This is a genomic window from Planococcus citreus, assembly GCF_003664125.1.
Lineage (GTDB): Bacteria > Bacillota > Bacilli > Bacillales_A > Planococcaceae > Planococcus > Planococcus citreus.
This window is the reverse complement of the sequence record NZ_RCCP01000001.1, coordinates 383,152-404,867: the sequence shown is the minus strand read 5'-3', so window position 1 is coordinate 404,867 and position 21,716 is coordinate 383,152. Positions and strand designations below refer to the sequence as shown.

Genomic DNA, 21,716 nt, shown 5'->3' with positions numbered 1-21,716 from the left:
TAAACGGAAAAAAACAGGCAGAAGTTCTGCCTGTCATTTTTCCATATCCATCTTGAATTCCAAAAACAGTTCGTTGTAGACGCCGAGCATTTCGAGCCCGAGGTTTTCATAGACTTCGAGGCGGTCGCGCATTTTTTCTGTCGGATAGAAACGCTCATCACCTGTCACTTCAGGATCCATCAACTCGAGTGCGGCTGCATTCGGGGAAGAATAACCGACATAATCCGCATTTTGCGCAGCTACTTCAGCGTCCAGCATGAAGTTAATGAACTGATGTGCGCCGTCGACATTGCCGGCTGTCGACGGGATGATCATGTTATCGAACCAAAGATTGGAGCCTTCTTCCGGCACTGCATAATCGATGTCTTCGTTGATCCACATCATATCTGCAGCTTGCCCCGACCAGGTGACGGCAACTGCCGCTTCCTCGCGGCGCATCATTTCGACAATTTCATCGCCGATGATCGCTTTGACGTTGGGCCCGAGCGTTTTCAGTTTATCGGTCGCTTCGCGCAATTCCCCGAGATCGGTGGAGTTCAGCGAATAGCCGAGGCTGTTCAAGCCCATGCCGATGACTTCGCGGGCGCTGTCGACCAAGATGACTTCCTGTTCGAGCGTCGGGTTCCACAGGTCATCCCAGCTTTCGAAAGTCTGCCCTTCGAGAAGTGTCGGGTTGTAGGCGATGCCGACGGTTCCCCAGAAATAGGGAATGGAATATTCGTTGCCCGGGTCGAATGGCAAATCCAAAAAATACGGATCGATGTTTTTGAGATTCGGGATCTTGCTGTGGTCGATCGGCAACAGCAAATCGTTTTCCTTCATTTTTTCGATGGCGTATTCCGACGGCATGGCGACGTCATAAGACGTTCCGCCCTGCTCGACTTTTGTCATCATCGATTCATTCGAATCAAATGTCTCGTAGATGACCTGGATGCCGGTTTCTTCTTCAAATTGGCTGATCAGTTCGGGATCGATGTATTCGCCCCAGTTATAGACCGATATCGAGCCACTGCCGCTGGTGGCAGAACTGCTCTCCAACAGATGGACGGCGTAGAAAAGGACGGCGGAAATGATTACGATCGCTGCACTTGCTCTAATGATGCCTTTCATGGTCGTGTCCCTCCTGTTCCAGCATTCGCCCCGGAGCGCTGATTAAAGAAATAATATCCGAGGACAAGGCCAAGCGTCACAACGAAAATCAAAGCGGACAAGGCATTGATCGTTAGCGTGATACCTGCTCGCGCCATCGAGTAAATTTCAACGGACAATGTCGCGAAACCATTGCCGGTGACGAAGAACGTGACGGCGAAATCATCGAGCGAATACGTCAGCGCCAGGAAAAAGCCGGCGAATATCCCCGGTTTGATGTAAGGGATAATGACGCGCGTCAAAATATCGCGCTGTGATGCCCCGAGGTCCGTCGCCGCGTCAATTAAGCTTGAGCTCATTTCCTGCAGTTTTGGCAATACCATGATGACGACAATCGGGATGCTGAAGGCGATATGCGATACCAGGACGGACGCAAAGCCGAGCTTGACGCCGACCATCGTGAAGAGAATCAGAAACGATGCCCCGATGATGACATCCGGGCTGACGATCAACACGGTGTTCAAGGACAAGACGGCGTTGCGCATTTTCCGGTTGCGCAGAAAAATGATGCCGATGGCGCCAAGCACGCCGATCGCTGTCGAGATGAGTGCAGACAGCAAAGCGACGATGACCGTGTTCAAGACAATGATGAGCAGGCGTGTGTCATTGAATACGGCCGCGTAATGTTCCCAAGTGAAATCTTCAAAGCCGGACATGGTGCCGCCGCTATTGAAGGAATAGAAAATCAAATAGAAAATCGGGGCATAGAGAATAAAAAAGACGAACGCCAAATAGATTTTGGCGGGTTTACTTAGCTTTGCCATTCAATGCCCCTCCTTTCTCTTTCGGGCCTGTGAGCAGCATGATGATAATCATGAACAAGATCAAGAACACGGCAATCGTCGAACCCATGCCCCAGTTTTGCGTCACCAGGAATTGCTGTTCGATGGCCGTACCGAGCGTGATCACTTTATTGCCGGCGATAAGCCGTGTAATGACGAACAAGGACAAGGCCGGGATAAAGACGGCCTGCACGCCGGATTTGACGCCGTTGATCGCCAGCGGAAAAATGACGCGGCGGAATGTTGTCCACTGGGATGCACCGAGGTCGCGCGATGCGTCAATCAAAGCCGAATTGATTTTATCGAGCGAGTTGAAGATCGGCAATACCATGAACGGGATGAAAATATAGACGGCGACAAAAACAAAGCTGAAGTCGGTGAACAGGATCTGAAGCGGTCCTGCACCGAAAAATTGGATCAATTGGTTGGCAGGCCCGTACAGCCCGAAAATACCAATGAACGCATAGGCTTTGAGCAACAGGTTGATCCACGATGGAATGATGATCAACAGCAGCCAGAGTTGCTTATGCTTTGTTTTCGTCAGCCAGTAAGCTGTCGGGTAGGCAATCAGCACCGAAATAAAGGTGATGAGGAAGGCGTACCAGAACGAGCTGAGCGTCATGCGGAAATACGTTGATGAAAAGAAATTCGCGTAGTTTTCCAGAGTGAAATTGCCGGCCAAGTCAAGAAAAGAAAAATAGACGACGAGTGCGATCGGCGCAATGACGAATAACAAGATCCATATATAATAAGGTGCCAAGTACCATGGGCGCGATGAGCGATTAGTCATTGGAAACGGCTCCGTACGACTCAAGCCTTGCATCGAAGGCTTCTTCGGATTCGTTCAAGCGCATGACGTGAATCGCTTCTGGATCGAAATCGAGGCCGATTTGTGCGCCGACTTCCACGCGTTTTGTCGAATGCACTAGCCATTCATTACCCGTTTCGTCGTAAGTGGAGATTTCGTAATGGACACCGCGGAACAATTGGCTGTCGACATGAACCGCCATTTTGCCGGTTTCCGGCTTGGTGATTTCCAAGTCTTCCGGGCGGATGACGATTTCCACTTGTTCGTTCGAACTTAGGCCTCTATCGACGCATTCGAACTCTTTATTGGCAAAGCGCACGCGGTAATCAGCGACCATGACGCCCTCGGCAATATTCGACTCCCCGATGAAATCGGCGACAAAACGGTTGATCGGTTCATCGTAAATATCCATCGGCGTGCCGCTCTGCTGGATTTCCCCGGCATTCATGACAAAAATTTCATCAGACATCGCGAGTGCTTCTTCTTGGTCATGCGTAACGAAGACGAAAGTCTTGCCGAGGCGCTGCTGCAGCTCCCGCAATTCATATTGCATTTCGGTACGCAGCTTCAAGTCGAGTGCGGACAGCGGTTCATCGAGCAGAATCACTTCCGGGTCATTGATGATGGCCCGTGCGATGGCGACGCGTTGGCGCTGGCCGCCGGACATTTCGTGAATTTCGCGGTTTTCATAGCCGCTCAAATTGACGAATGCCAAAGCTTCTTTGACGCGTCGCTCGACTTCCGCTTTTTTGATTTTTTTGATGCGTAAGCCGAATGCTACATTTTCGAATACATTTAAATGAGGGAACAGCGCATAATCCTGGAATACGGTGTTCACTTGCCGCTCATTTGCCGGTGTCTTATTGACTTTTTTGCCTTTGATATAGATGTCACCGCTCGTTGGCTGATTGAATCCCGCGATCAATCGCAGGATCGTCGTTTTGCCGCAGCCGGAAGGGCCGAGCAAGGTGTAGAATTTACCTTTTTCCATTTCAAAACTGATGTTGTTCAAAACATTGCCCGCGCCTTCGAAAGTTTGGACAACATTATCAAAGCGGATGATTGCTTGGTCCGTCATAATATACCTCCTGGATTATAAATAAGATTTCGTCGCAACGATGATCATTTCTGAACGGCCCGTTGAATGGTTCGCTAATTGGTGTTCATGATCCGCGCTATAGTAGATGGAATCGCCGGCTTTAGCTGTATAGGACCGGCTGCCAATATTCAGGCGAACTTCACCTTTTAGGACATAGACGAAGGTTTCGGATGCCGAGGGTTCGAAAGTTTTGAAATGCCCCGACGATTCCAAGGTCAGGTAAACCGGTTCCATTTCCTTTTTGTTCGATGTCGGGACAAGCCAATCGACTTCATAGCCAGTTTCCCGGTCGATGTGGACCGTATGATCTTCTTCCTTGAAGACGAGCTTTGTTTCTTCAGCATCCGTGAAAAACTCTTTTGGAGTCGTTCCAAGAACTTCAAGGAGAGAGAACAGCGTTTCGATGGAAGGGGAGTTCATGTCGCGTTCAAGCTGTGAAATGAATCCTTTGCTCAAGTCCGTCCTCGAGCCGAGCTCTTCTTGTGTCAAACCGTTTTTTAGCCGCAAATTCTTGATCTTTTTGCCGATTTCCATACAGTCTCCTCGATTCTTCAGTAGTGGTACAATATAGAAGGAAATTGCGATAGGTGGTGTGAACCCTGTCATTCAGATGAAATAAATGCAAATGGCTTAAATGATTGAATGAACAGAGGGTGGTTTAGTTAAAATATACTTTTAGTTTAGTTAAAGTATTTATTCATTATACAAAACCTGCGCTGAAATTCAAGGGAAAAAAACTTTGGGAAATGAATCCGAATCTATTGCAATCAGCTAAGGCAATTACTATTATAGAGAAAGTGCAAAAACCATAAAGTCCACAAAGACTGATATAGAAGTTTTCGGTTGTGCAAAATTGACAGATGACAGGGACATAAAAGCCCAACCAACTACGGGAGTGATCAACTTGAACGGAAAGATGAATTTTTTCCTCGACCCGAAAAATCGGGTAGCGCAAAAACCATCCATCATGAATTACAAACAAGACGAAAAAGGGCTTTATTTATTGGCTGACAAAAAGTTCATCAATTGGATGGACGTCCACACGTTTTGCCATACGTGCATGGATCCTTTAACTTTCGATAATGAATTCGACGCAAGCTATTGCGCGAGCTGTAATGAATGGCGCGAAGAGCGCTGCAGCGACATCAGTTGCGAATACTGTGAAAATCGCCCTGCAAGGCCACTAGATCCCCGTAAATAAGCGGGGGTTTTTTTATAGAAGAAAGAAGGATATGATGAAGAAGAGCAAACAAGAATATGGGGGATGGACATGAAAAAGGAATTCGTGGTAATAGGCTTAGGGCGTTTCGGCGGAAGCATCGTCCGGGAACTGATTGAACAAGGCGCCGACGTGATGGCTATCGATAAAGACCATGAGCGGGTGGATGAATTTGCCTCGATCGCGACACAAGCTGTCGTTGCCGATACGACAGACGAATCAGTATTGAAATCTCTTGGGGTCCGCAATTTCGAACAGGTCATCGTTGCGATTGGGGAGAATATCCAAGCGAGCATCCTGACGACGCTTATGCTGAAGGAAATTGGCGTCAAGAAAATCACCGTTAAAGCCCAAAACGATTACCATGCCAAAGTGCTGCATAAAATCGGGGCGGACAAAGTCGTACATCCAGAGCGCGATATGGGTATCCGAATCGCCCATAACATCCTATCGAACAATGTGCTCGATTACCTGGAACTGTCCGACGAGCATTCAATCATGGAAATCAAAGCAAACGAAAAACTGGCTGGTTATACCTTGATCGAATTGGATATCCGCGCCAAATACGGCATCAATATCGTCGCAATCAAAAGAGGTGACGATATCATCGTATCCCCGCAAGCGGATATGGAAATCGAACGGGAGGACATCCTGATCATCATCGGATCCGATGCCGACATCAACCGTTTCGAAAAGAAAGTCATGAACTAAATAAGGCAAAAAAAAAGAAGCCGCTGAGGGCTTCTTTTTTTTATACTTCCATAATCACTGGGAGAATCATCGGGCGGCGTTTCGTTTTTTCGTAAAGATACGGCCCGAGGACATCTGAAATTTCGGTCTTCAGTTCAGCCCAGTCGGTATTTTTGCTGTGGATTTTTTTGTTCAAGTGACGGTTCAGCATCTGCTGTGCCTCGTAGATCATCGTACCGGATTCGCGCATATAGACGAACCCGCGTGAAATGAGGTCAGGTCCTGACACCATACGGCTTTTCTTCTTGTCGACGCTGACGACAACGATGACTAGTCCTTCTTCAGACAGCACGCGGCGGTCGCGAAGGACGATATTGCCGATGTCGCCGATTCCACTGCCGTCGATGTAAACATCGCCGGAAGGGATACGGCCTGCAACCGAAGCTTCGTCTTGGCCAAGAGCCAAAACATCGCCGTTTTCCATGATGAAGGTATTTTCGCGCGGAACATCGCAGTCGACTGCGAGTTCTGCGTGTTGAGCCTGCATCCGGTATTCGCCATGGATCGGCATGAAGTATTTCGGTTTGATCAAGCGCAGCATCAATTTGTTTTCTTCTTGTGAACCGTGGCCGGATGTGTGGATATCATTCAATGAACCATGGATGACATCAGCCCCTGCACGGAACAATAGGTTGATCGTGCGATTGACGCTGCTCGTATTGCCCGGAATCGGGGAAGACGAGAAGACGACGGTATCGTTTGGCTGGATCTGGATTTGACGATGTGTACCGTTGGCGATACGTGATAGTGCAGCCATCGGTTCGCCTTGTGAACCTGTACATAGGATGACGACTTTATCGGCAGGCATCCGGTTCAAGGTTTGCGTATCGATAAACGCATCTTCAGGAGCCGTGATATAGCCGAGCTCGCGTCCGATCGTCATGGCATTATCCATGCTGCGGCCGAAAACGGCGATTTTGCGGCCTTGGCGCACAGCTTCATCGGTCACTTGTTGCAAACGGTAAATATTAGAAGCGAACGTAGCGAAAATTAAACGCCCTTCGACTTTCCGCATGATTTCCTTGATCGTTTCGCCGACTTTGCGTTCGGACATGGTGAAATTCGGGATTTCAGCATTAGTCGAGTCAGACAATAGGCACAATACCCCTTCGCTGCCGATTTGGGCCATTTTCAATAGGTTGGCCGGTTCGCCGACTGGTGTGAAGTCAAATTTAAAGTCACCCGTGTGGACGATGCTGCCGGGCGGTGTTTTGACGACTACGCCGAATGAATCGGGAATACTGTGGGTCGTGCGGAAGAAACTGACCGAAGTTTTACGGAATTTGATGACATCTTCCTCTTCGATTTCGATCATTTTCGTTTGGCGCAACAAGCCGTGTTCTTCCAGTTTTTTACGCAATAAGCCAAGTGCTAGCTTACCACCGTAAACTGGCATATTCACTTGCTTGAGCAGGTAGGGAATGCCGCCGATATGGTCTTCGTGGCCATGTGTAACAAACAGGCCCTTGATTTTATCGGCATTTTTAACCAAATAAGTGTAATCCGGAATGACGTAATCGATTCCGAGCAAATCGTCTTCCGGGAATTTGATGCCGGCATCAATGAGGATGATTTCATCCTGGAATTGGACACCGTATGTGTTTTTGCCGATTTCGCCCAGTCCGCCGAGCGCGAAAACAGCTGTTTGATCATTTTTCACGAATTTCATTATGCGTCGATAGACTCCACTTTATAATCTTGGGAGGCTTGTTCATATTCGAGGTGCTGGCCTTCTAGAAGCTGCACGAGCTCGATGTTGAAGTTGCGGTCCTTCAGGTGGTGACGGACTTCCCGCTCGGTGGAAGCTTCTACATACAAACTTTGTGTGTTTTCGCGAACTGGTACTTCAAAACGGTTTTCTTGGTAATATACTTTAAAAATCATATTTTGCTCTCCTTTTTCCACGTTCAATATAAATGCACTTTCTTTATATTATCATGTCATTGTTCTAAAATAAAGAATAGCCCTCCTATTTATTAAGAAGGGCCGAAACAAACCTTATGCTATCTTCTTTTTGTTCATAATGCCGTTGAGCTGTCTGAGTAGTCTGCGTTTCAACCGTTTCAGCATGGCTCACCACTCCTTATGTATAGTATACTGTTTTTTCTGACAAAAGCAAAGAGGGTGTATTGAGAAATGCCCCAAAAGATTGGAGATAGGATTATGTCGAAATTATTATTATTGGATATCGATGGCACCTTGCTCGATACGAACAAACAATTGCCGGCAGCTACCAAACAAGCATTGATTGCAGCCCGCGCGAACGGGCACCAGCTGGCCATCGCGACGGGACGTGCGCCGTTTATGATCGGTGCGCTTCTCGAGGAATTATCGATCGATACGTATATTACGTTCAATGGCCAGTACATTGCATTTGAAAATGAAGCGGTGCACAAACAGGCTATTGATTCGGAAACCTTGGAAAAAGTGTTGGCGTTTGCAGAGCAGCGCGACCATCCGCTAGTCTTCTTGAACGAGCATAAGATGGTGTCTTCCATCGATTTTCATCCGGACATCGACGAAAGCATCAAGAGCTTAAAATTCCCTCATCCGGAAATGGACAAAGATTTCTACCGTACGAATGATGTGTACCAGGCGCTCGTATTCTGTGAAGAGCACGAAGAAAGCCAATACCATGAAGAATTCCAGAACGTGGATTTTGTCCGCTGGCACCGTGTATCGTGCGACATTCTTCCAAAAGGCGGCAGCAAAGCGGAAGGCATCAAGCAATTGATCCGCGCGACTGGCCATCGCTTGGAAGATACGATTGCGTTCGGCGATGGATTGAACGATCTTCAAATGATGGAAATCGCCGGTTTCAGCGTTGCGATGGCGAACGGCCACGAAGAAACGAAAAAACGCGCCAACCACATTACAGGGCACGTCGACGAAGGCGGGCTGGCCAGCGCGTTCGAGTTCCTTGGCTTGAGCCGGTAATTTTTTAGCTAGTTTAGAAGTTTTAACTTCCATAGAAAAACCCCGCCTCCAAAAAATGGAGGCGGGGTTTTGTCATTCCACGGTTTCAGCTTGAAGGTCGATGGGTGAAGCATTTTCGACTTCCTGGAATGGGTCGTTCGGGTTGATGTGGTCGTAGAACATGATGCCGTTCAAATGATCAAGTTCGTGTTGGAAAGCGATGGCTGGAAGGCCCTTCAAGCGCATTTTGAACTCTTCGCCGGAAAGCGTATGGCCTTTGACGGTGATGCGGGCATAACGCGGAACATAGCCCGGAACTGAACGGTCGACAGACAGGCAGCCTTCGCCGCTGGATAGATAGGTTTTCTCGACAGAATGGCTGACAATTTTCGGATTCACTGCCACCAGGCTCAAATTCTCGCCGGAATGTTCGTCAAAATGCAAAGCGAAGATCCGTTTGGAGACATTGATCTGGGGAGCGGCAATTCCGACGCCCGGGCGCAAATCATATTTTTCCGCCAGCTCGTCATCCTGGCTGTTCTTTACATATTCCAAAAGCTCTTCACCGAGCTTGCGGTCTTCTGCAGAAAGCGGGAGCTTGACCTCTTCGGCTTTCTGGCGAAGAGTGGGGTGCCCTTCACGGATAATGTCATTCATCAAAATCACGTATGTTCATCCTTTCATGGTGCTCACTAGTATCTCTATTGTAGCGTATGATCGCATTTTTGAAAAAAGAAAAAGCTCTTGCCGTTATTGTATTTTGCCGATATTCATTCTATAGTTAATTCATGGAAATCAAGGGGGACTTTATTGTGAAGAAACTAACCATCGCCACGGTTTTGACAGGCACTCTCTTTCTTTCGGCATGTTCAGGGGCATCGACAGAGGAGCAACTGAACGAAATCCTGGAGACGACTTTCGAAGAGGAAGCCGAGTACCGTGATGTGCAGAGCGAATTGCAAAGCCGTGAACAGAACGAGCAAGAAATCTTCGAATCGATTATGGCTTTGACCAAAGAGCAACAGGCAGAAGTGGAAGAGAAGTCTCAGGAAGCGATCACTTCAGCCGATGAACGACTCGAACTTTTGGAAACAGAACGTGAATCGATGCAAAATGCAGCTGAGGAATTCAAGGAAATCGACCAATTGATCGAACAAACGGAAGACGAAACTGTCCAGTCAGATCTCGAAGCGCTGAGAGATCAGATGAATCAACGCTTTGTAAAGCACGCCGAATTCACGGACGCTTATGAGACTTTGATCGAACGGCAGAAAGAATTGTATGCAATGGTGGCAGAGGAAGATATGGATCTTGCCACTCTTCAAGATAAGACAAATGAAGTGAATGAGCAGAATGAGCTGGTCCAAGAAGCCGTAACAGCCTTCAACGAACAAACGGAACAGTTCAATGAGCTAAAAAACGAAACCACAGAAAAAATGAATGCAGAAAACGACTGAGCAGCCGCCCCGGCTGCTTTTTTCTGTGCTATAAAAGAGTGGTTTTTTCTTTTCGTATTATAATACAGTGGCAATTATTCTTATAGTACAGTTACGATTATTTTTAAGTTCTGCAAAAACGGGTATACACGTATAATGTAATGTTCTTCTATGATTGACCGTAATATTGTGGTGGCGTATACTGAAAAAGAATGTGGCAATTGTATCACTAAGCTAGTGTTAAAATTTTAATACAGATAAAGGAGAGTTGCTTTTATGGCTGCGAAAAAGAATCAGCAATTCGATCCGGTGGAAACACTTCAAGCGATCGAAGAAAAGTTCGAAATGGTTCAAGTATTGAACGAAGAAGGCGAAATTGTTAATAAGGATTACGATCCGAATCTATCCGATGAGCAATTGGAAGAATTGATGAAGCGCATGGTTTACACGCGCATCCTGGATCAGCGCTCGATTTCATTGAACCGCCAAGGGCGTCTTGGGTTCTATGCACCGACTGCCGGACAGGAAGCGTCTCAATTGGCTTCCCATTTCGCGTTGGAAAAAGATGATTTCATCTTGCCAGGATACCGCGATGTACCGCAATTGATCTGGCACGGCTGGCCGTTGCACCAAGCGTTCTTGTTCTCCCGTGGGCATTTCAAAGGGAACCAGATGGCTGAAGGCTTGAACATCTTGCCTCCGCAAATCATCATTGGCGCACAGTTCATCCAGGCAGCTGGTGTTGCGCTTGGCATGCAGAAACGCAAAAAAGAAGCAGTCGCAGTCACTTACACAGGCGACGGCGGATCTTCACAAGGTGATTTCTACGAAGGCATCAACTTTGCCGGCGCATTCCGCGCACCGGCAATCTTTATCGTACAAAACAACCAATTCGCGATTTCGACACCGCGTGAATTGCAGACATCAGCAAAAACGATTGCACAAAAAGCTGTATCAGCAGGGATCCCAGGAGTGCTTGTTGATGGCATGGACCCGCTTGCAGTATACGCAGTCACTCGTGATGCACGTGAGCGCGCCGTGAAAGGCGAAGGGCCGACGTTGATCGAAACGATGTGCTACCGCTACGGGCCGCATACGATGGCCGGGGATGACCCGACGCGCTACCGTACTTCGGACATTGACAGCGAGTGGGAAAAGAAAGATCCACTTGTACGTTTCCGTAAATATCTTGAAGCTAAAAAGCTTTGGAACGAAGAAAAAGAAAACGAAGTGATTGAGAAAGCAAAAGAAGAAATCAAAGCGGCAATCAAAGAAGCAGATGGCACGCCGAAACAAAAAGTATCCGACCTTCTCGGAATTATGTACGAGGAAGTTCCATTTAACGTACAGGAACAACTCGATATCTATAAAGCAAAGGAGTCGAAGTAAGCCATGGCACAAATGACGATGATCCAAGCGATTACGGACGCTCTGAAAACAGAAATGAAAAACGATGAAAATGTTCTGGTTTTCGGTGAAGACGCAGGTAATAACGGCGGTGTATTCCGCGCAACTGAAGGTTTGCAAAAAGAATTCGGCGAAGATCGTGTATTCGATACGCCACTCGCTGAATCAGGAATCGGCGGCCTAGCGATCGGTCTTGGATTGCAAGGCTATCGCCCGGTACCGGAAATCCAGTTCTTCGGCTTTGTTTTCGAAGTCATGGACTCCATCAGCGGCCAAATGGCGCGTATGCGCTACCGCAGCGGCGGCACGTTGACATCGCCGGTGACAATCCGTTCACCATTCGGCGGCGGCGTACATACGCCGGAAATGCACGCTGACTCACTCGAAGGGCTTATGACTTCACAGCCCGGCTTGAAAGTAGTCATTCCATCGACACCATACGATGCAAAAGGATTGTTGATCTCTGCAATCCGCGACAACGACCCGGTCATTTTCCTTGAGCATATGAAATTGTACCGTTCATTCCGCCAAGAAGTGCCGGAAGAAGAATACACGATTCCACTCGGCAAAGCCGACGTGAAACGTGAAGGCACAGACCTTTCCATCATCACTTACGGTGCTATGGTGCAGGAGAGCATGAAAGCAGCTGAAGAATTGGAAAAAGATGGCCACTCAGTGGAAGTCGTCGATTTGCGCACAGTTCAGCCGCTTGATATCGAAGCGATTATCGCATCCGTTGAAAAGACAAACCGTGCAATCGTTGTACAGGAAGCACAAAAACAAGCTGGAATTGCAGCGAATGTGGTAGCTGAGATCAACGACCGTGCAATCTTGAGCCTTGAAGCTCCAGTACTCCGCGTAACAGCACCGGACTCTGTCTTCCCATTCTCGCAAGCTGAGCAAGTTTGGCTGCCGAATGCAAAGGATATAGTAGAAACAGCGAAAAAAGTACTGAATTTCTAATTGCCGGATAGCGGAAGCAACACGCCGTTCTTTCCAGCGTGAAATTAGAAAAACAGCTTGAATTCAGTACCGGCTTTCGCGTAATGAAAGCCGGTACTGAATCATTGCTAAACAGCAGCATTCCGTATGGCGCGCCGTATCGAATGTACAATAGAAAGGGTGACTAGAATGGCTTTTGAATTTCGATTGCCGGATATCGGTGAAGGTATCCACGAAGGTGAAATAGTAAAATGGTTTATCAAGGCCGGAGACACGATCGAAGAAGACGATATTCTATGTGAAGTACAGAATGATAAAGCGGTCGTAGAAATCCCGTCTCCTGTTTCAGGAACCATCGAGGAAGTGCTCGTAGAAGAAGGAACCGTCGCAGTCGTCGGAGATGTACTCGTGAAAATCGATTCTCCGGATGCGGATGATGTCCACTTCAAGGGCGGAAAAGACGACGAAGAAAAACCTGAACCTGAAGCGAAGCAAGAAGAGCAGCAAGAAGAAACAGAAGAGCAAGTTCAATCCGGAACAGCTGAATCCGGCGAAAACGTCGAAAAAGAGCCGGCTCCGGAAAGCAAGCCAGAAGGCGAAACCGGCGCAGGCGACCAGCCGCAAGCAGATGAAGCAGACAGCGACTCGAATAAACGCGTCATCGCAATGCCATCTGTGCGTAAATTCGCTCGTGAAAAAGACGTCGATATCAAGAAAGTCAAAGGGTCCGGCGACAACGGGCGTATTATGAAACAAGATATCGAAGCGTTCTTGGAAGGCGGCCAGGAGCAAGAAGCACCGGCAGCAGATCAAGAAACGGCTTCACAAGAAACACAGGAAACAAAAGAAGCACCAGCGAAAGCCGCTCCAGAAGGCGAGTTCCCGGAAACTCGCGAGAAAATGTCCGGCATGCGCAAAGCGATCGCCAAAGCGATGGTGCATTCGAAGCACACGGCTCCTCATGTTGCGTTGATGGACGAAGTCGATGTAACAGAACTCGTTGCACACCGCAAAAAGTTCAAAGACATCGCTGCAGAAAAAGAAATCAAGCTGACGTATTTGCCGTACGTAGTCAAAGCTTTAGTCAGCACATTGCGCGAATTCCCTGCGCTTAACACGTCGTTCGACGATGAAACCGGCGAAGTGATCCACAAGCATTACTTCAATATCGGGATTGCTGCAGATACGGATAAAGGCTTGCTCGTTCCGGTCATCAAAAATGCAGACCGCAAATCCGTCTTCGCCATTTCCGATGAAATCAACCAGCTCGCGACAAAAGCTCGCGAAGGGAAATTATCATCTGCAGAAATGAAAGGCGCTTCATGCTCGATCACGAATATCGGTTCTGCAGGCGGCCAATGGTTCACGCCAGTCATCAACCACCCGGAAGTTGCTATCTTGGGCATCGGGCGCATTGCTGAAAAACCGGTAGTGAAAAATGGTGAAATTGTAGCAGCTCCTGTGTTAGCATTATCATTGAGCTTCGATCACCGCATGATCGACGGAGCAACCGCACAACACGCATTAAATCACATCAAGCGTTTGTTAAGTGAACCAGAATTACTATTAATGGAGGCGTAAAACTTATGGTAGTAGGAGATTTCCCAATCGAAACAGACACGCTCGTCATCGGCTCAGGCCCTGGCGGCTATGTCGCAGCTATCCGTGCAGCACAGACTGGCCAAAAAGTTACCATCGTTGAGAAAGAATACATCGGCGGCGTTTGTTTGAACGTCGGCTGTATCCCTTCAAAAGCGATGATTTCTGTCGGCCACCGTTTTGAAGAAGCCCAGCATTCCGATGAGATGGGCATCGTGGCAAAAGAAGTTTCCTTGAACTTCGAAAAAGCACAAGCGTTCAAAGATAGCGTCGTCAAGAAATTGACTGGCGGCGTCGAATCTTTGCTAAAAGGCAATAAAGTGGAAATCGTACGCGGCGAAGCATATTTCGTGGACGAGAACACTGTTCGCATCATGGACGCGGACTCTGCCCAAACGTATAAGTTCAAAAACGCGATTATCGCAACGGGTTCACGCCCGGTTGAAATCCCAACATTCAAATACTCAGAGCGCGTCATCGATTCAACAGGCGCCCTTGCGTTGAAAGAAGTTCCGAAAAAACTTGTTGTCATTGGCGGCGGTTATATCGGGACTGAGCTTGGAACAGCTTATGCGAACATGGGTTCTGAAGTGACAATCCTTGAAGGTGCACCGGATATCCTTGCCGGATTCGAAAAGCAAATGACATCAATTGTCAAAAAAGGCTTGAAGAAAAAAGGCGTCGAAGTCATCACAAAAGCGTCAGCTAAAGGCGTAGAAGAGTCAGATTCAGGCGTTTCGGTTTCATACGAAGCTGGCGGCGAAGAGAAAACAATCGACGCGGACTATGTATTGGTTACTGTCGGTCGCCGTCCGAACACGGATGAAATGGGCCTTGAAGAGCTCAACATCAAAATGGGCGAGCGCGGCCTTATCGAAGTCGACAAGCAATGCCGTACAAGCATCCCGAACATTTATGCGATCGGTGATATTGTGGCAGGACTTCAATTGGCGCATAAAGCTTCATACGAAGGTAAAATCGCTGCTGAAGCGATTGCCGGCGAAAAATCAGAAGTCGATTACTTGGCAATTCCAGCGGTTTGCTTCACAGACCCTGAACTTGCAAGTGTTGGTTTGACTGAAGAGCAGGCAAAAGAAGAAGGCTTTGAAGTAACAGCTGCTAAATTCCCATTCGGCGCAAACGGCCGTGCTTTGTCACTGAACGCTGCAGAAGGTTTCGTGAAACTTGTCTCTCGTAAAGAAGATGGGCTGCTATTAGGCGGGCAAATCGTCGGAGCAGGCGCTTCCGATATGGTTGCAGAAATTGGCTTGGCCATCGAAGCGGGCATGACAGTAGAAGATATCGCAATGACGATCCACGCTCACCCAACTTTGGCTGAAACTACAATGGAAGCTGCCGAAGTAGCTTTAGGTACGCCGATTCACATCATTAAATAAATAATTGCAAAAGGACCGCAAAATGCGGTCCTTTTTTCTATGCTTTGTACGTACTGCGTATGTTAAAATTTTACACAAGGAGGTTGATTATGAAAAAACAGAATTGGCTATTGCCAGCATATGCGATATTTCTGCTTGGGGCTTGTTCTGATGAGACTGCTTCAGAGCCGGAAGATACAGCACAAGAACAATCAGCGCAAACGGATGATGTCGAGGAAGATGTGGCATCAGAGCAATCTCCAAGCGATCAAGAAGAACAAGCAGAAATAGAAGAGCAGGAAAACGCGGAAGAGCAGGGGGCTGAAGAAGACAGCGAAAAGGTTGCCGAGCCGCGCTACCGTATCAATCCGCAAAACTCGAAAGTCGAACCGATCGGCGATGCGAACGAACAAGCGGTCTTGATCACGATCGACGATGCACCGGATACATATTCGCTTGAAATGGCCGAAACCTTGAAAGAACTTGATGTACCGGCTATCTTTTTCGTCAACGGGCATTTCCTCGATACAGAGGAAGAACAACAGACATTGTCTGAAATTCACGACATGGGCTTTGCGATTGGCAACCATACGAATACCCATGTCAACTTGAAACAGTCCACAGAAAGCGTCCAGCAAGATGAAATCGTTTCGCTGAATGAGCGTGTGGAAGCGATCATCGGGGAGGCGCCGAAGTTTTTCCGTGCCCCGTTTGGCGTAAACACCGAGTTCAGTAAAGCCCTTGCCGAAGAACAGGGCATGGTGCGCATGAACTGGACCTACGGCTATGATTTCATGCAGGGCTATATGGAACCGGAAGCATTGACGGAGATCATGGTCAATGCTCCTGAACTCAATAGCGGCGGGAATCTGCTGATGCATGACAGGGAGTGGACAAATGAGGCACTGCCACAAATCATCGAAGGGCTGCGCGATAAAGGCTATGAATTTGTAGATCCAGATGAAATAGAAGAGGTCCAACCGTAAAAAAAAAGGATCCGGCGCTGATTGCGCTGGATCCTTTTTACTGTATATCGTTAACGGAATGCATGATGTTCTTTGATGACATGAAGCGTTTGGAGCGAATCATCTTCAGGCCCCTGCACCGGCAGCCCGGCTTTGACGTTCGTGTGGATATAAGAAATGTTCTCTTCGGTAATGATTTCCCCGGGGATGAAAATCGGGATTCCTGGTGGATAGACCATAATGAACTCGGCCGAGATGCGTCCTACCGCTTCATCGATTGGAATGATTTCCGTCTCTGCGTAAAAAGCATCGCGTGGCGTCATCGCTAGCCGTGGAATTTCCGGCAATAAGACAATCGGTTCCGAAACCGCATGCTCAGTCTCCAAGGCTTCGCTCATGCGCTGCAAGGCATTGACGAGCAAGTTGATTTCTTTCCGGCTATCGCCGAGCGTGACGAGGCAGAGGATGTTATACAAATCGGATAGTTCAATTTCGATATTGGCGTTCTCGCGCAGCCATTCTTCCGCCTGATGCCCGGTAATGCCAAGGTTTTTGACGCTGATCAATAACTTAGTCGGGTCCATATCGTAAGTCGCAGAAGAATTAAGCAGCTCTTTCCCGACGCATACTAAATGGGGGATCTTATTGATCCGCTTGCGTGCGTCCTGTGCCAGCCGAATCGTCTGGTCGATCAGGTCAAAGCCGTGTATCGCGAGCTGGCGCCGTGCCGTATCGAGCGATGCCAATATCGGATAGGAAGTGGATGTTGTCGTAAGCATCGACAAAGTCGCTTGGACGCGCTTCGGCGACACCAAGCCTTCACGTACGTTCAGCACAGAACTCTGCGTCATGGAGCCCCCCAGTTTATGGACCGATGTGGCAGCCATGTCCGCTCCTGCTGCCATCGCGGAAATCGGCAAGGATTTATGGAAATGGATATGGACGCCGTGCGCTTCATCGACGAGCACAGGAATGGATTTGTCATGGGCGATATCGACAATGCGCTTCAAATCAGCCGCCACGCCGAAATAAGTCGGGTTGATGACGAGCACCGCTTTGGCATCGGGATATTCAATTAAGGCTTTCTCTACTGATTCAGGCGAAATGCCATGGGAGATGCCGAGTTCCGGATCGACTTCCGGATGGATAAAGACAGGGATGGCGCCGGCAAAAACAATGGCGGACATGATGGATTTATGGACGTTGCGCGGGACGAGAATTTTATCGTTCGGCCCGACGACGCTCAAAATCATCGTCATGATGGCACCGCTCGTTCCTTGGACCGAGAAAAAGGTGTGGTCTGCGCCGAACGCCTGCGCTGCCAATTCCTGCGCTTGTTTGATGGCGCCTTTTGGAGAATGCAGGTCATCTAGTGGCGCTATATTAATCAAGTCGATCGACAGGATATTATCGCCGACGAATTCCCGGAATGCGGGATCGACTCCTTGGCCTTTTTTATGGCCGGGAATGTGAAATTGTATAGGATGCCGGTTTCGATGCTTCAATAAAGCATCAAAGAGCGGAGTTTCGAGTTGTGACAATGGGACGTGCACCTCACTTTATCAAAATGAAAACAAGAGAAATTATAGCATGCAAGACGCCTCGTTACTATACTTATAGTATGGATGTCTGACTTATTTTCGTCCGCATGGAACAAGCTGCACGCATGGAAAAGGGGATTTCGAAATTGAAGCGAATAGACAAATAGAGGACAAAAAAGGAGTGGGATAATGGCGTTTAAGACAAGAATCACTGAATTACTTGGAATCGACTATCCGATCATACAAGGGGGCTTGGCATATTTGGCTTATGCAGACCTGGCCGCAGCGGTCTCGAATGCCGGAGGGCTTGGCCAAATCACGGCGATGAGCCTGCCGGGGCCTGATGAGTTGCGCGAAGAAATCCGCAAAGTCCGGGAATTGACAGATAAGCCATTCGGCGTGAACTTTGCGATCGGTGAGCATGGGCGTGCATTTTCGCATATGCTCGATGTAGCAATCGAAGAACGGGTGCCTGTTGTGTCGATGACTGGCGGCAACCCGACACCGATTTTTGAACAATTGGAAGGCACCGATATCAAGAAATTGGTGTTGGTGGCAGCAAGGCGCCAAGCTGAAAAGGCGGAGACGCTTGGGGCAGATGCCGTTATGGTCGTCGGGCATGAAGGTGGTGGGCACCTCGGCCGTGATGATATCGGGACAATGGTCCTGATTCCGCAAGTGGTCGATGCCGTGTCGATTCCTGTGATCGCGTCTGGGGGCATTGGCGATGGGCGCGGATGGATGGCGGCGCATGCGCTTGGAGCTGAAGGAATTGAAATGGGAACGCGCTTCATCGCAACGAAAGAATGCATTCACGCGTCCCAGCTATATAAGCAGCAGTTGATTGACAGCACAGAAAACGATACAGTAATTATCAAGCGCAGTATCGGTGCACCGGCCCGTACATTGTCCAATGCATGGACGGATCGCATCTTGGATATCGAAAAAGAGACGCCGAACTATGAAGCGCTAAAAGATTATATTAGCGGAACCGCCAATAAACGCTATATTTATGATGGAGAACAAGAAAAGGGCTTCGGCTGGGCAGGGCAAGTGACGGGCTTGATCCGGGATGTGCCGACTGTCCAGGAATTGTTCGACAGAATGATCCAGCAAACTGAAGAAATCCGCAAACGCTGGGGGATTAATGAAAGAGAGTAGGTGAAGGCCATGGAATATTCATATCCATTTTCCATCGATTGGACGACCGATGAGATCGTCGATGTCGTGGAATTTTTCGAAGCGATAGAAAAAGCTTATGAAAAAGGGGTCAAACGTCAGGAATTGATGGACAAATACCGTAAGTTTAAAAAAGTTGTGCCATCGATGGCAGAAGAAAAGACATACTTCCGTGAGTTTGAAGAAGAAAGCGGCTATGTCAGTTTTACGGTCGTCAAAAAGATGAAAGAAGCTTCAGGCGATGAATTGATCCGCATCAAAAGATAGAAAAACCGCCGTTCAGCGATGAACGGCGGTTTTTTCGTTTGCTTGAAGCAACTTCCGGTAAATCGGAAGCAGCTCGCGGAATGTTTCTTCTGCAAAAGCATAGAATCCATCTTTATCGAGCGCAGCAGCATCAGCACGTGCCAACTGCCTGCCGATGACGAGCTCCCCTTTTTTGACATCGCGCAGCCGCGTGAGCAGCTTTTCGATGCCCTCTTCGCCAAGCGATGCAATGGAATCGGCTTCAGGCTTCATATGATCGCCTGAAACGACAAATTCTTCCGGCATGTCGGCTAAAGCCGCAGTGGAAATCAGTTGATTCGCCATTTGCGGTTTGCCGGGCGCTTCGTAAATGACAGCAAGAATGACAAATACATGGCTTTCCCAAAGCCCAATCTGGAAATGCGGGACGGCTTTATAGCCGCGTTTATAAGGTGCAAATGCCACCCAGCTGTCATTCGGCGGATTAACAGTCCGGCGCATGTGTTTCGCGACATGGGGGAAAAATTCATCCCCGGTTTCTCCAGAGAAATAAGCGGAAAAGTCTTGGCCCAATGCTTCGAACTTTGGCCGTACATAAGTCGATAATGCTTCCATGCGTTCCTCGAGCCCTGGAGTTTCAAATACTTCAAAATCCTGTTCAGTCCAGTATGGATTCACGGACATCCCCTCCTTAAATAATCATCACGGTTTATTTTAACGAAGTTTTGGAAGAATGAATATAAATAAGTTTTCAAGAAGAAAAAACGGGGTAAAGATGTGTAACAAACATCGCAATCGGAATATTCCGATTATGAGGGAAGGGGGGCGCTCACTTATGAAGCAGATGATACAGATTATCCGGAAAGCGGATGTAGAAAAAGAGTATATCAATACCTTGAAGCTGGAGCTTGATTACGAATTGGCCACCTTGTATGATGCAATGCAGCAAAATGACAGCAGCCAAAAAGACAAGAGCAAGAAACGGCTTGCAGAAATACAGGTAGAACTGGAGGCTCTTCATGCATTGTAAACAGACGACCATACCGTAGAAGCATCTGCTGGCTAAAGACAGTGGATGCTTTTTTCGTTATACTGGAAAGAAATAAGGGGGAGCTCATACATGGACCAGCACGCAATGGACCGATACATAAAATCAATGATCAAAGAAGCGGGGCACCGGATCCGTAATTCATTTCTTAGTGACATCTCGGTGGATACGAAAGCCCATGCAAATGATTTGGTCACAAACGTGGATAAGGAAGTGGAGAAATTCTTCATCCAAAACATCCGAAAAGATTTTCCTGGCCACCGCGTTTTTGGTGAAGAAGGATTTGGAGACACAATCGAAGAATTAAGCGGCACGGTATGGATGCTCGACCCAATCGATGGCACTATGAATTTTGTGCACCAACGACGCAATTTTGCCATTTCGCTCGGTATTTATGAAGATGGTGTCGGCAAAATGGGTTATATCTATGATGTCGTCAATGACGATTTGTATCATGCAATAGCAGGAGGCGGCGCTTATTATAACGATGAACGCCTGCAGCCGCTCATCGAGACGGACATTAGCGAATCGATCATCGGCATGAACGCCATGTGGGCAACGCCGAACCGGCACGTGGAGCATGAAGCGACGATACGCCTCGTTCATGATGCGCGTGGCATGCGTTCGTACGGTTCCGCGGCGCTTGAGCTCGCTTATCTGGCGAGCGGGCGAATCGATGCTTATATTTCCATGAGGCTATCGCCGTGGGACATCGCCGGGGGATTGGTCATGGCAAAAGAAGTAGGTGCTGTTGCGAGCAATTTTTCGGGCGCAGCTGCAAACCTGCTGAAGTCGGATACATTCGTCGCCGCTAACCCGTCCATACACGGAAAACTGCTCCAGGATTATATCAAGCCAAAGCAAGCATAATAAAGCTGAAAATGGATTGCGCATAAAATCGTTCTTTCTGCAGGAGTGGGGCAATGCCCATTTAACAGAAAGGACGATTTTTTTATGCTTTGCTAGAAGGAAAAAGGGGCTGCCCAAAAGGTCATTTTTCATGACCTTTTGGGCAGCCCCTTTTTTTGTCTATAATACGCCTGCTTCGCGCATTTCTTTTTTGCGTTTGAACCCAAAGCCCATGATGACCAACAACAATAGAATGGAAAGCAAAATACCGGTCACGCTGCGAAGTGCCACTGCGACGCCGATGAGCACCATCGCCCCGATTGCCGCCAATGAATATAGTACAAAAATCCATTTTATATTATGCCATGATTCTACGATCGCTTCTTTCATCCCATCTAACCTCCT

At 48.1% G+C, this 21,716-nt stretch carries 24 protein-coding genes; 13 read left to right on the top strand and 11 right to left on the bottom strand.

Going from position 1 to position 21,716, the window contains the following annotated elements:
• Positions 1-33 precede the first annotated feature (33 nt).
• The 5 genes from DFR62_RS02140 to DFR62_RS02120 are packed head-to-tail and all read right to left on the bottom strand — an operon-like array spanning position 34 to position 4,372.
• Positions 34-1,110, bottom strand: coding sequence for an ABC transporter substrate-binding protein (locus tag DFR62_RS02140; RefSeq protein ID WP_121297817.1), 1,077 nt, complete (start codon positions 1,108-1,110; stop codon positions 34-36).
• Entirely contained in the window at positions 1,107-1,913 is an 807-nt protein-coding gene (locus DFR62_RS02135) for an ABC transporter permease (RefSeq protein WP_058383448.1), read from the bottom strand. Before DFR62_RS02135 ends, DFR62_RS02140 begins: the two co-directional genes overlap by 4 nt.
• Positions 1,897-2,721 (bottom strand): ABC transporter permease, encoded by an 825-nt coding sequence (locus DFR62_RS02130; protein WP_121297816.1) that lies wholly within the window; start codon positions 2,719-2,721, stop codon positions 1,897-1,899. Before DFR62_RS02130 ends, DFR62_RS02135 begins: the two co-directional genes overlap by 17 nt.
• Positions 2,714-3,817, bottom strand: coding sequence for an ABC transporter ATP-binding protein (locus DFR62_RS02125; RefSeq protein ID WP_121297815.1), 1,104 nt, complete (start codon positions 3,815-3,817; stop codon positions 2,714-2,716). The genes DFR62_RS02130 and DFR62_RS02125 overlap by 8 nt, the downstream gene beginning before the upstream one ends.
• Positions 3,818-3,832: 15 nt before the next feature.
• The gene (locus tag DFR62_RS02120; protein ID WP_121297814.1) at positions 3,833-4,372 is read right to left on the bottom strand and encodes a helix-turn-helix domain-containing protein; all 540 of its coding nucleotides are present in this window, start codon (positions 4,370-4,372) and stop codon (positions 3,833-3,835) included.
• A 370-nt stretch (positions 4,373-4,742) separates the two neighbouring features.
• Here DFR62_RS02120 and DFR62_RS02115 point away from each other — a divergent pair, with 370 nt between their 5' ends.
• Entirely contained in the window at positions 4,743-5,039 is a 297-nt protein-coding gene (locus tag DFR62_RS02115; protein WP_121297813.1) for a hypothetical protein, read from the top strand.
• A gap of 69 nt (positions 5,040-5,108) precedes the next feature.
• Positions 5,109-5,768 (top strand): potassium channel family protein, encoded by a 660-nt coding sequence (locus DFR62_RS02110; RefSeq protein ID WP_121297812.1) that lies wholly within the window; start codon positions 5,109-5,111, stop codon positions 5,766-5,768.
• 40 nt (positions 5,769-5,808) lie between these two features.
• On the opposite strand, the gene rnjA is transcribed toward DFR62_RS02110, so the two are convergent.
• Both rnjA and DFR62_RS02100 read right to left on the bottom strand, forming a co-directional pair.
• Complete coding sequence (gene rnjA / locus DFR62_RS02105; protein ID WP_121297811.1) at positions 5,809-7,476, bottom strand: ribonuclease J1; 1,668 nt, start codon at positions 7,474-7,476, stop codon at positions 5,809-5,811.
• Positions 7,476-7,691, bottom strand: coding sequence for a DNA-dependent RNA polymerase subunit epsilon (locus DFR62_RS02100; protein WP_058383454.1), 216 nt, complete (start codon positions 7,689-7,691; stop codon positions 7,476-7,478). The genes rnjA and DFR62_RS02100 overlap by 1 nt, the downstream gene beginning before the upstream one ends.
• A gap of 279 nt (positions 7,692-7,970) precedes the next feature.
• Here DFR62_RS02100 and DFR62_RS02095 point away from each other — a divergent pair, with 279 nt between their 5' ends.
• Complete coding sequence (locus DFR62_RS02095) at positions 7,971-8,744, top strand: Cof-type HAD-IIB family hydrolase (RefSeq protein ID WP_121297810.1); 774 nt, start codon at positions 7,971-7,973, stop codon at positions 8,742-8,744.
• 72 nt (positions 8,745-8,816) lie between these two features.
• On the opposite strand, the gene def is transcribed toward DFR62_RS02095, so the two are convergent.
• Entirely contained in the window at positions 8,817-9,389 is a 573-nt protein-coding gene (gene def / locus DFR62_RS02090; protein WP_121297809.1) for a peptide deformylase, read from the bottom strand.
• Between the two features lie 146 nt (positions 9,390-9,535).
• On the opposite strand from def, the gene DFR62_RS02085 reads away from it, so the two are divergent.
• The 6 genes from DFR62_RS02085 to DFR62_RS02060 all read left to right on the top strand — a co-directional run bounded on the left by DFR62_RS02085 (position 9,536) and on the right by DFR62_RS02060 (position 16,469).
• Entirely contained in the window at positions 9,536-10,180 is a 645-nt protein-coding gene (locus tag DFR62_RS02085) for a YkyA family protein (RefSeq protein ID WP_241663056.1), read from the top strand.
• Between the two features lie 255 nt (positions 10,181-10,435).
• Positions 10,436-11,548: a pyruvate dehydrogenase (acetyl-transferring) E1 component subunit alpha gene (gene pdhA / locus DFR62_RS02080; RefSeq protein ID WP_121297807.1), complete on the top strand. Its 1,113-nt coding sequence runs from the start codon at positions 10,436-10,438 to the stop codon at positions 11,546-11,548.
• A 3-nt stretch (positions 11,549-11,551) separates the two neighbouring features.
• Positions 11,552-12,529 carry an alpha-ketoacid dehydrogenase subunit beta gene (locus tag DFR62_RS02075; RefSeq protein WP_121297806.1) on the top strand — a complete coding sequence of 326 codons (978 nt, stop codon included), beginning with the start codon at positions 11,552-11,554 and terminating at the stop codon, positions 12,527-12,529.
• A 168-nt stretch (positions 12,530-12,697) separates the two neighbouring features.
• Entirely contained in the window at positions 12,698-14,089 is a 1,392-nt protein-coding gene (locus DFR62_RS02070; protein WP_121297805.1) for a dihydrolipoamide acetyltransferase family protein, read from the top strand.
• A 5-nt stretch (positions 14,090-14,094) separates the two neighbouring features.
• The gene (lpdA, locus tag DFR62_RS02065; RefSeq protein ID WP_121297804.1) at positions 14,095-15,504 is read left to right on the top strand and encodes a dihydrolipoyl dehydrogenase; all 1,410 of its coding nucleotides are present in this window, start codon (positions 14,095-14,097) and stop codon (positions 15,502-15,504) included.
• A gap of 89 nt (positions 15,505-15,593) precedes the next feature.
• Positions 15,594-16,469, top strand: a complete 876-nt coding sequence (locus DFR62_RS02060) for a polysaccharide deacetylase family protein (RefSeq protein WP_121297803.1) — start codon at positions 15,594-15,596, stop codon at positions 16,467-16,469.
• Between the two features lie 50 nt (positions 16,470-16,519).
• Here the strand turns inward: DFR62_RS02060 and DFR62_RS02055 are convergent, their stop codons facing one another.
• The gene (locus DFR62_RS02055; RefSeq protein WP_121297802.1) at positions 16,520-17,989 is read right to left on the bottom strand and encodes an aminotransferase class I/II-fold pyridoxal phosphate-dependent enzyme; all 1,470 of its coding nucleotides are present in this window, start codon (positions 17,987-17,989) and stop codon (positions 16,520-16,522) included.
• 189 nt (positions 17,990-18,178) lie between these two features.
• On the opposite strand from DFR62_RS02055, the gene DFR62_RS02050 reads away from it, so the two are divergent.
• Both DFR62_RS02050 and DFR62_RS02045 read left to right on the top strand, forming a co-directional pair.
• On the top strand, positions 18,179-19,150 hold the full coding sequence (locus DFR62_RS02050; protein WP_121297801.1) for an NAD(P)H-dependent flavin oxidoreductase: 972 nt from the start codon (positions 18,179-18,181) through the stop codon (positions 19,148-19,150).
• A 9-nt stretch (positions 19,151-19,159) separates the two neighbouring features.
• Positions 19,160-19,435, top strand: a complete 276-nt coding sequence (locus DFR62_RS02045) for a UPF0223 family protein (protein ID WP_121297800.1) — start codon at positions 19,160-19,162, stop codon at positions 19,433-19,435.
• Positions 19,436-19,447: 12 nt separating this feature from the next.
• On the opposite strand, the gene DFR62_RS02040 is transcribed toward DFR62_RS02045, so the two are convergent.
• A complete protein-coding gene (locus tag DFR62_RS02040; RefSeq protein ID WP_121297799.1) occupies positions 19,448-20,092 on the bottom strand; it encodes a YktB family protein in 645 nt (214 codons plus the stop codon).
• Positions 20,093-20,249: 157 nt separating this feature from the next.
• On the opposite strand from DFR62_RS02040, the gene DFR62_RS02035 reads away from it, so the two are divergent.
• Positions 20,250-20,444, top strand: coding sequence for a hypothetical protein (locus tag DFR62_RS02035; protein WP_058383467.1), 195 nt, complete (start codon positions 20,250-20,252; stop codon positions 20,442-20,444).
• Positions 20,445-20,534: 90 nt separating this feature from the next.
• On the top strand, positions 20,535-21,332 hold the full coding sequence (locus DFR62_RS02030; RefSeq protein WP_121297798.1) for an inositol monophosphatase family protein: 798 nt from the start codon (positions 20,535-20,537) through the stop codon (positions 21,330-21,332).
• 159 nt (positions 21,333-21,491) lie between these two features.
• Here the strand turns inward: DFR62_RS02030 and DFR62_RS02025 are convergent, their stop codons facing one another.
• Positions 21,492-21,701, bottom strand: coding sequence for a YlaF family protein (locus DFR62_RS02025; protein ID WP_121297797.1), 210 nt, complete (start codon positions 21,699-21,701; stop codon positions 21,492-21,494).
• Positions 21,702-21,716: the final 15 nt, after the last annotated feature.

Bases quoted from the DNA above. Each gene is read 5' to 3' on its own strand.
- lpdA (WP_121297804.1), top strand. From the start codon at position 14,095: ATGGTAGTAGGAGATTTCCCAATCGAAACAGACACGCTCGTCATCGGC.
- DFR62_RS02050 (WP_121297801.1), top strand. From the start codon at position 18,179: ATGGCGTTTAAGACAAGAATCACTGAATTACTTGGAATCGACTATCCG.
- DFR62_RS02035 (WP_058383467.1), top strand. From the start codon at position 20,250: ATGAAGCAGATGATACAGATTATCCGGAAAGCGGATGTAGAAAAAGAG.
- DFR62_RS02030 (WP_121297798.1), top strand. From the start codon at position 20,535: ATGGACCAGCACGCAATGGACCGATACATAAAATCAATGATCAAAGAA.
- DFR62_RS02135 (WP_058383448.1), bottom strand. From the start codon at position 1,913: ATGGCAAAGCTAAGTAAACCCGCCAAAATCTATTTGGCGTTCGTCTTT.
- DFR62_RS02100 (WP_058383454.1), bottom strand. From the start codon at position 7,691: ATGATTTTTAAAGTATATTACCAAGAAAACCGTTTTGAAGTACCAGTT.
- DFR62_RS02025 (WP_121297797.1), bottom strand. From the start codon at position 21,701: ATGAAAGAAGCGATCGTAGAATCATGGCATAATATAAAATGGATTTTT.
- DFR62_RS02075 (WP_121297806.1), top strand. From the start codon at position 11,552: ATGGCACAAATGACGATGATCCAAGCGATTACGGACGCTCTGAAAACA.
- DFR62_RS02070 (WP_121297805.1), top strand. From the start codon at position 12,698: ATGGCTTTTGAATTTCGATTGCCGGATATCGGTGAAGGTATCCACGAA.
- DFR62_RS02110 (WP_121297812.1), top strand. From the start codon at position 5,109: ATGAAAAAGGAATTCGTGGTAATAGGCTTAGGGCGTTTCGGCGGAAGC.
- pdhA (WP_121297807.1), top strand. From the start codon at position 10,436: ATGGCTGCGAAAAAGAATCAGCAATTCGATCCGGTGGAAACACTTCAA.
- DFR62_RS02060 (WP_121297803.1), top strand. From the start codon at position 15,594: ATGAAAAAACAGAATTGGCTATTGCCAGCATATGCGATATTTCTGCTT.
- rnjA (WP_121297811.1), bottom strand. From the start codon at position 7,476: ATGAAATTCGTGAAAAATGATCAAACAGCTGTTTTCGCGCTCGGCGGA.
- DFR62_RS02130 (WP_121297816.1), bottom strand. From the start codon at position 2,721: ATGACTAATCGCTCATCGCGCCCATGGTACTTGGCACCTTATTATATA.
- DFR62_RS02095 (WP_121297810.1), top strand. From the start codon at position 7,971: ATGTCGAAATTATTATTATTGGATATCGATGGCACCTTGCTCGATACG.
- DFR62_RS02045 (WP_121297800.1), top strand. From the start codon at position 19,160: ATGGAATATTCATATCCATTTTCCATCGATTGGACGACCGATGAGATC.
- DFR62_RS02140 (WP_121297817.1), bottom strand. From the start codon at position 1,110: ATGAAAGGCATCATTAGAGCAAGTGCAGCGATCGTAATCATTTCCGCC.
- DFR62_RS02120 (WP_121297814.1), bottom strand. From the start codon at position 4,372: ATGGAAATCGGCAAAAAGATCAAGAATTTGCGGCTAAAAAACGGTTTG.
- DFR62_RS02125 (WP_121297815.1), bottom strand. From the start codon at position 3,817: ATGACGGACCAAGCAATCATCCGCTTTGATAATGTTGTCCAAACTTTC.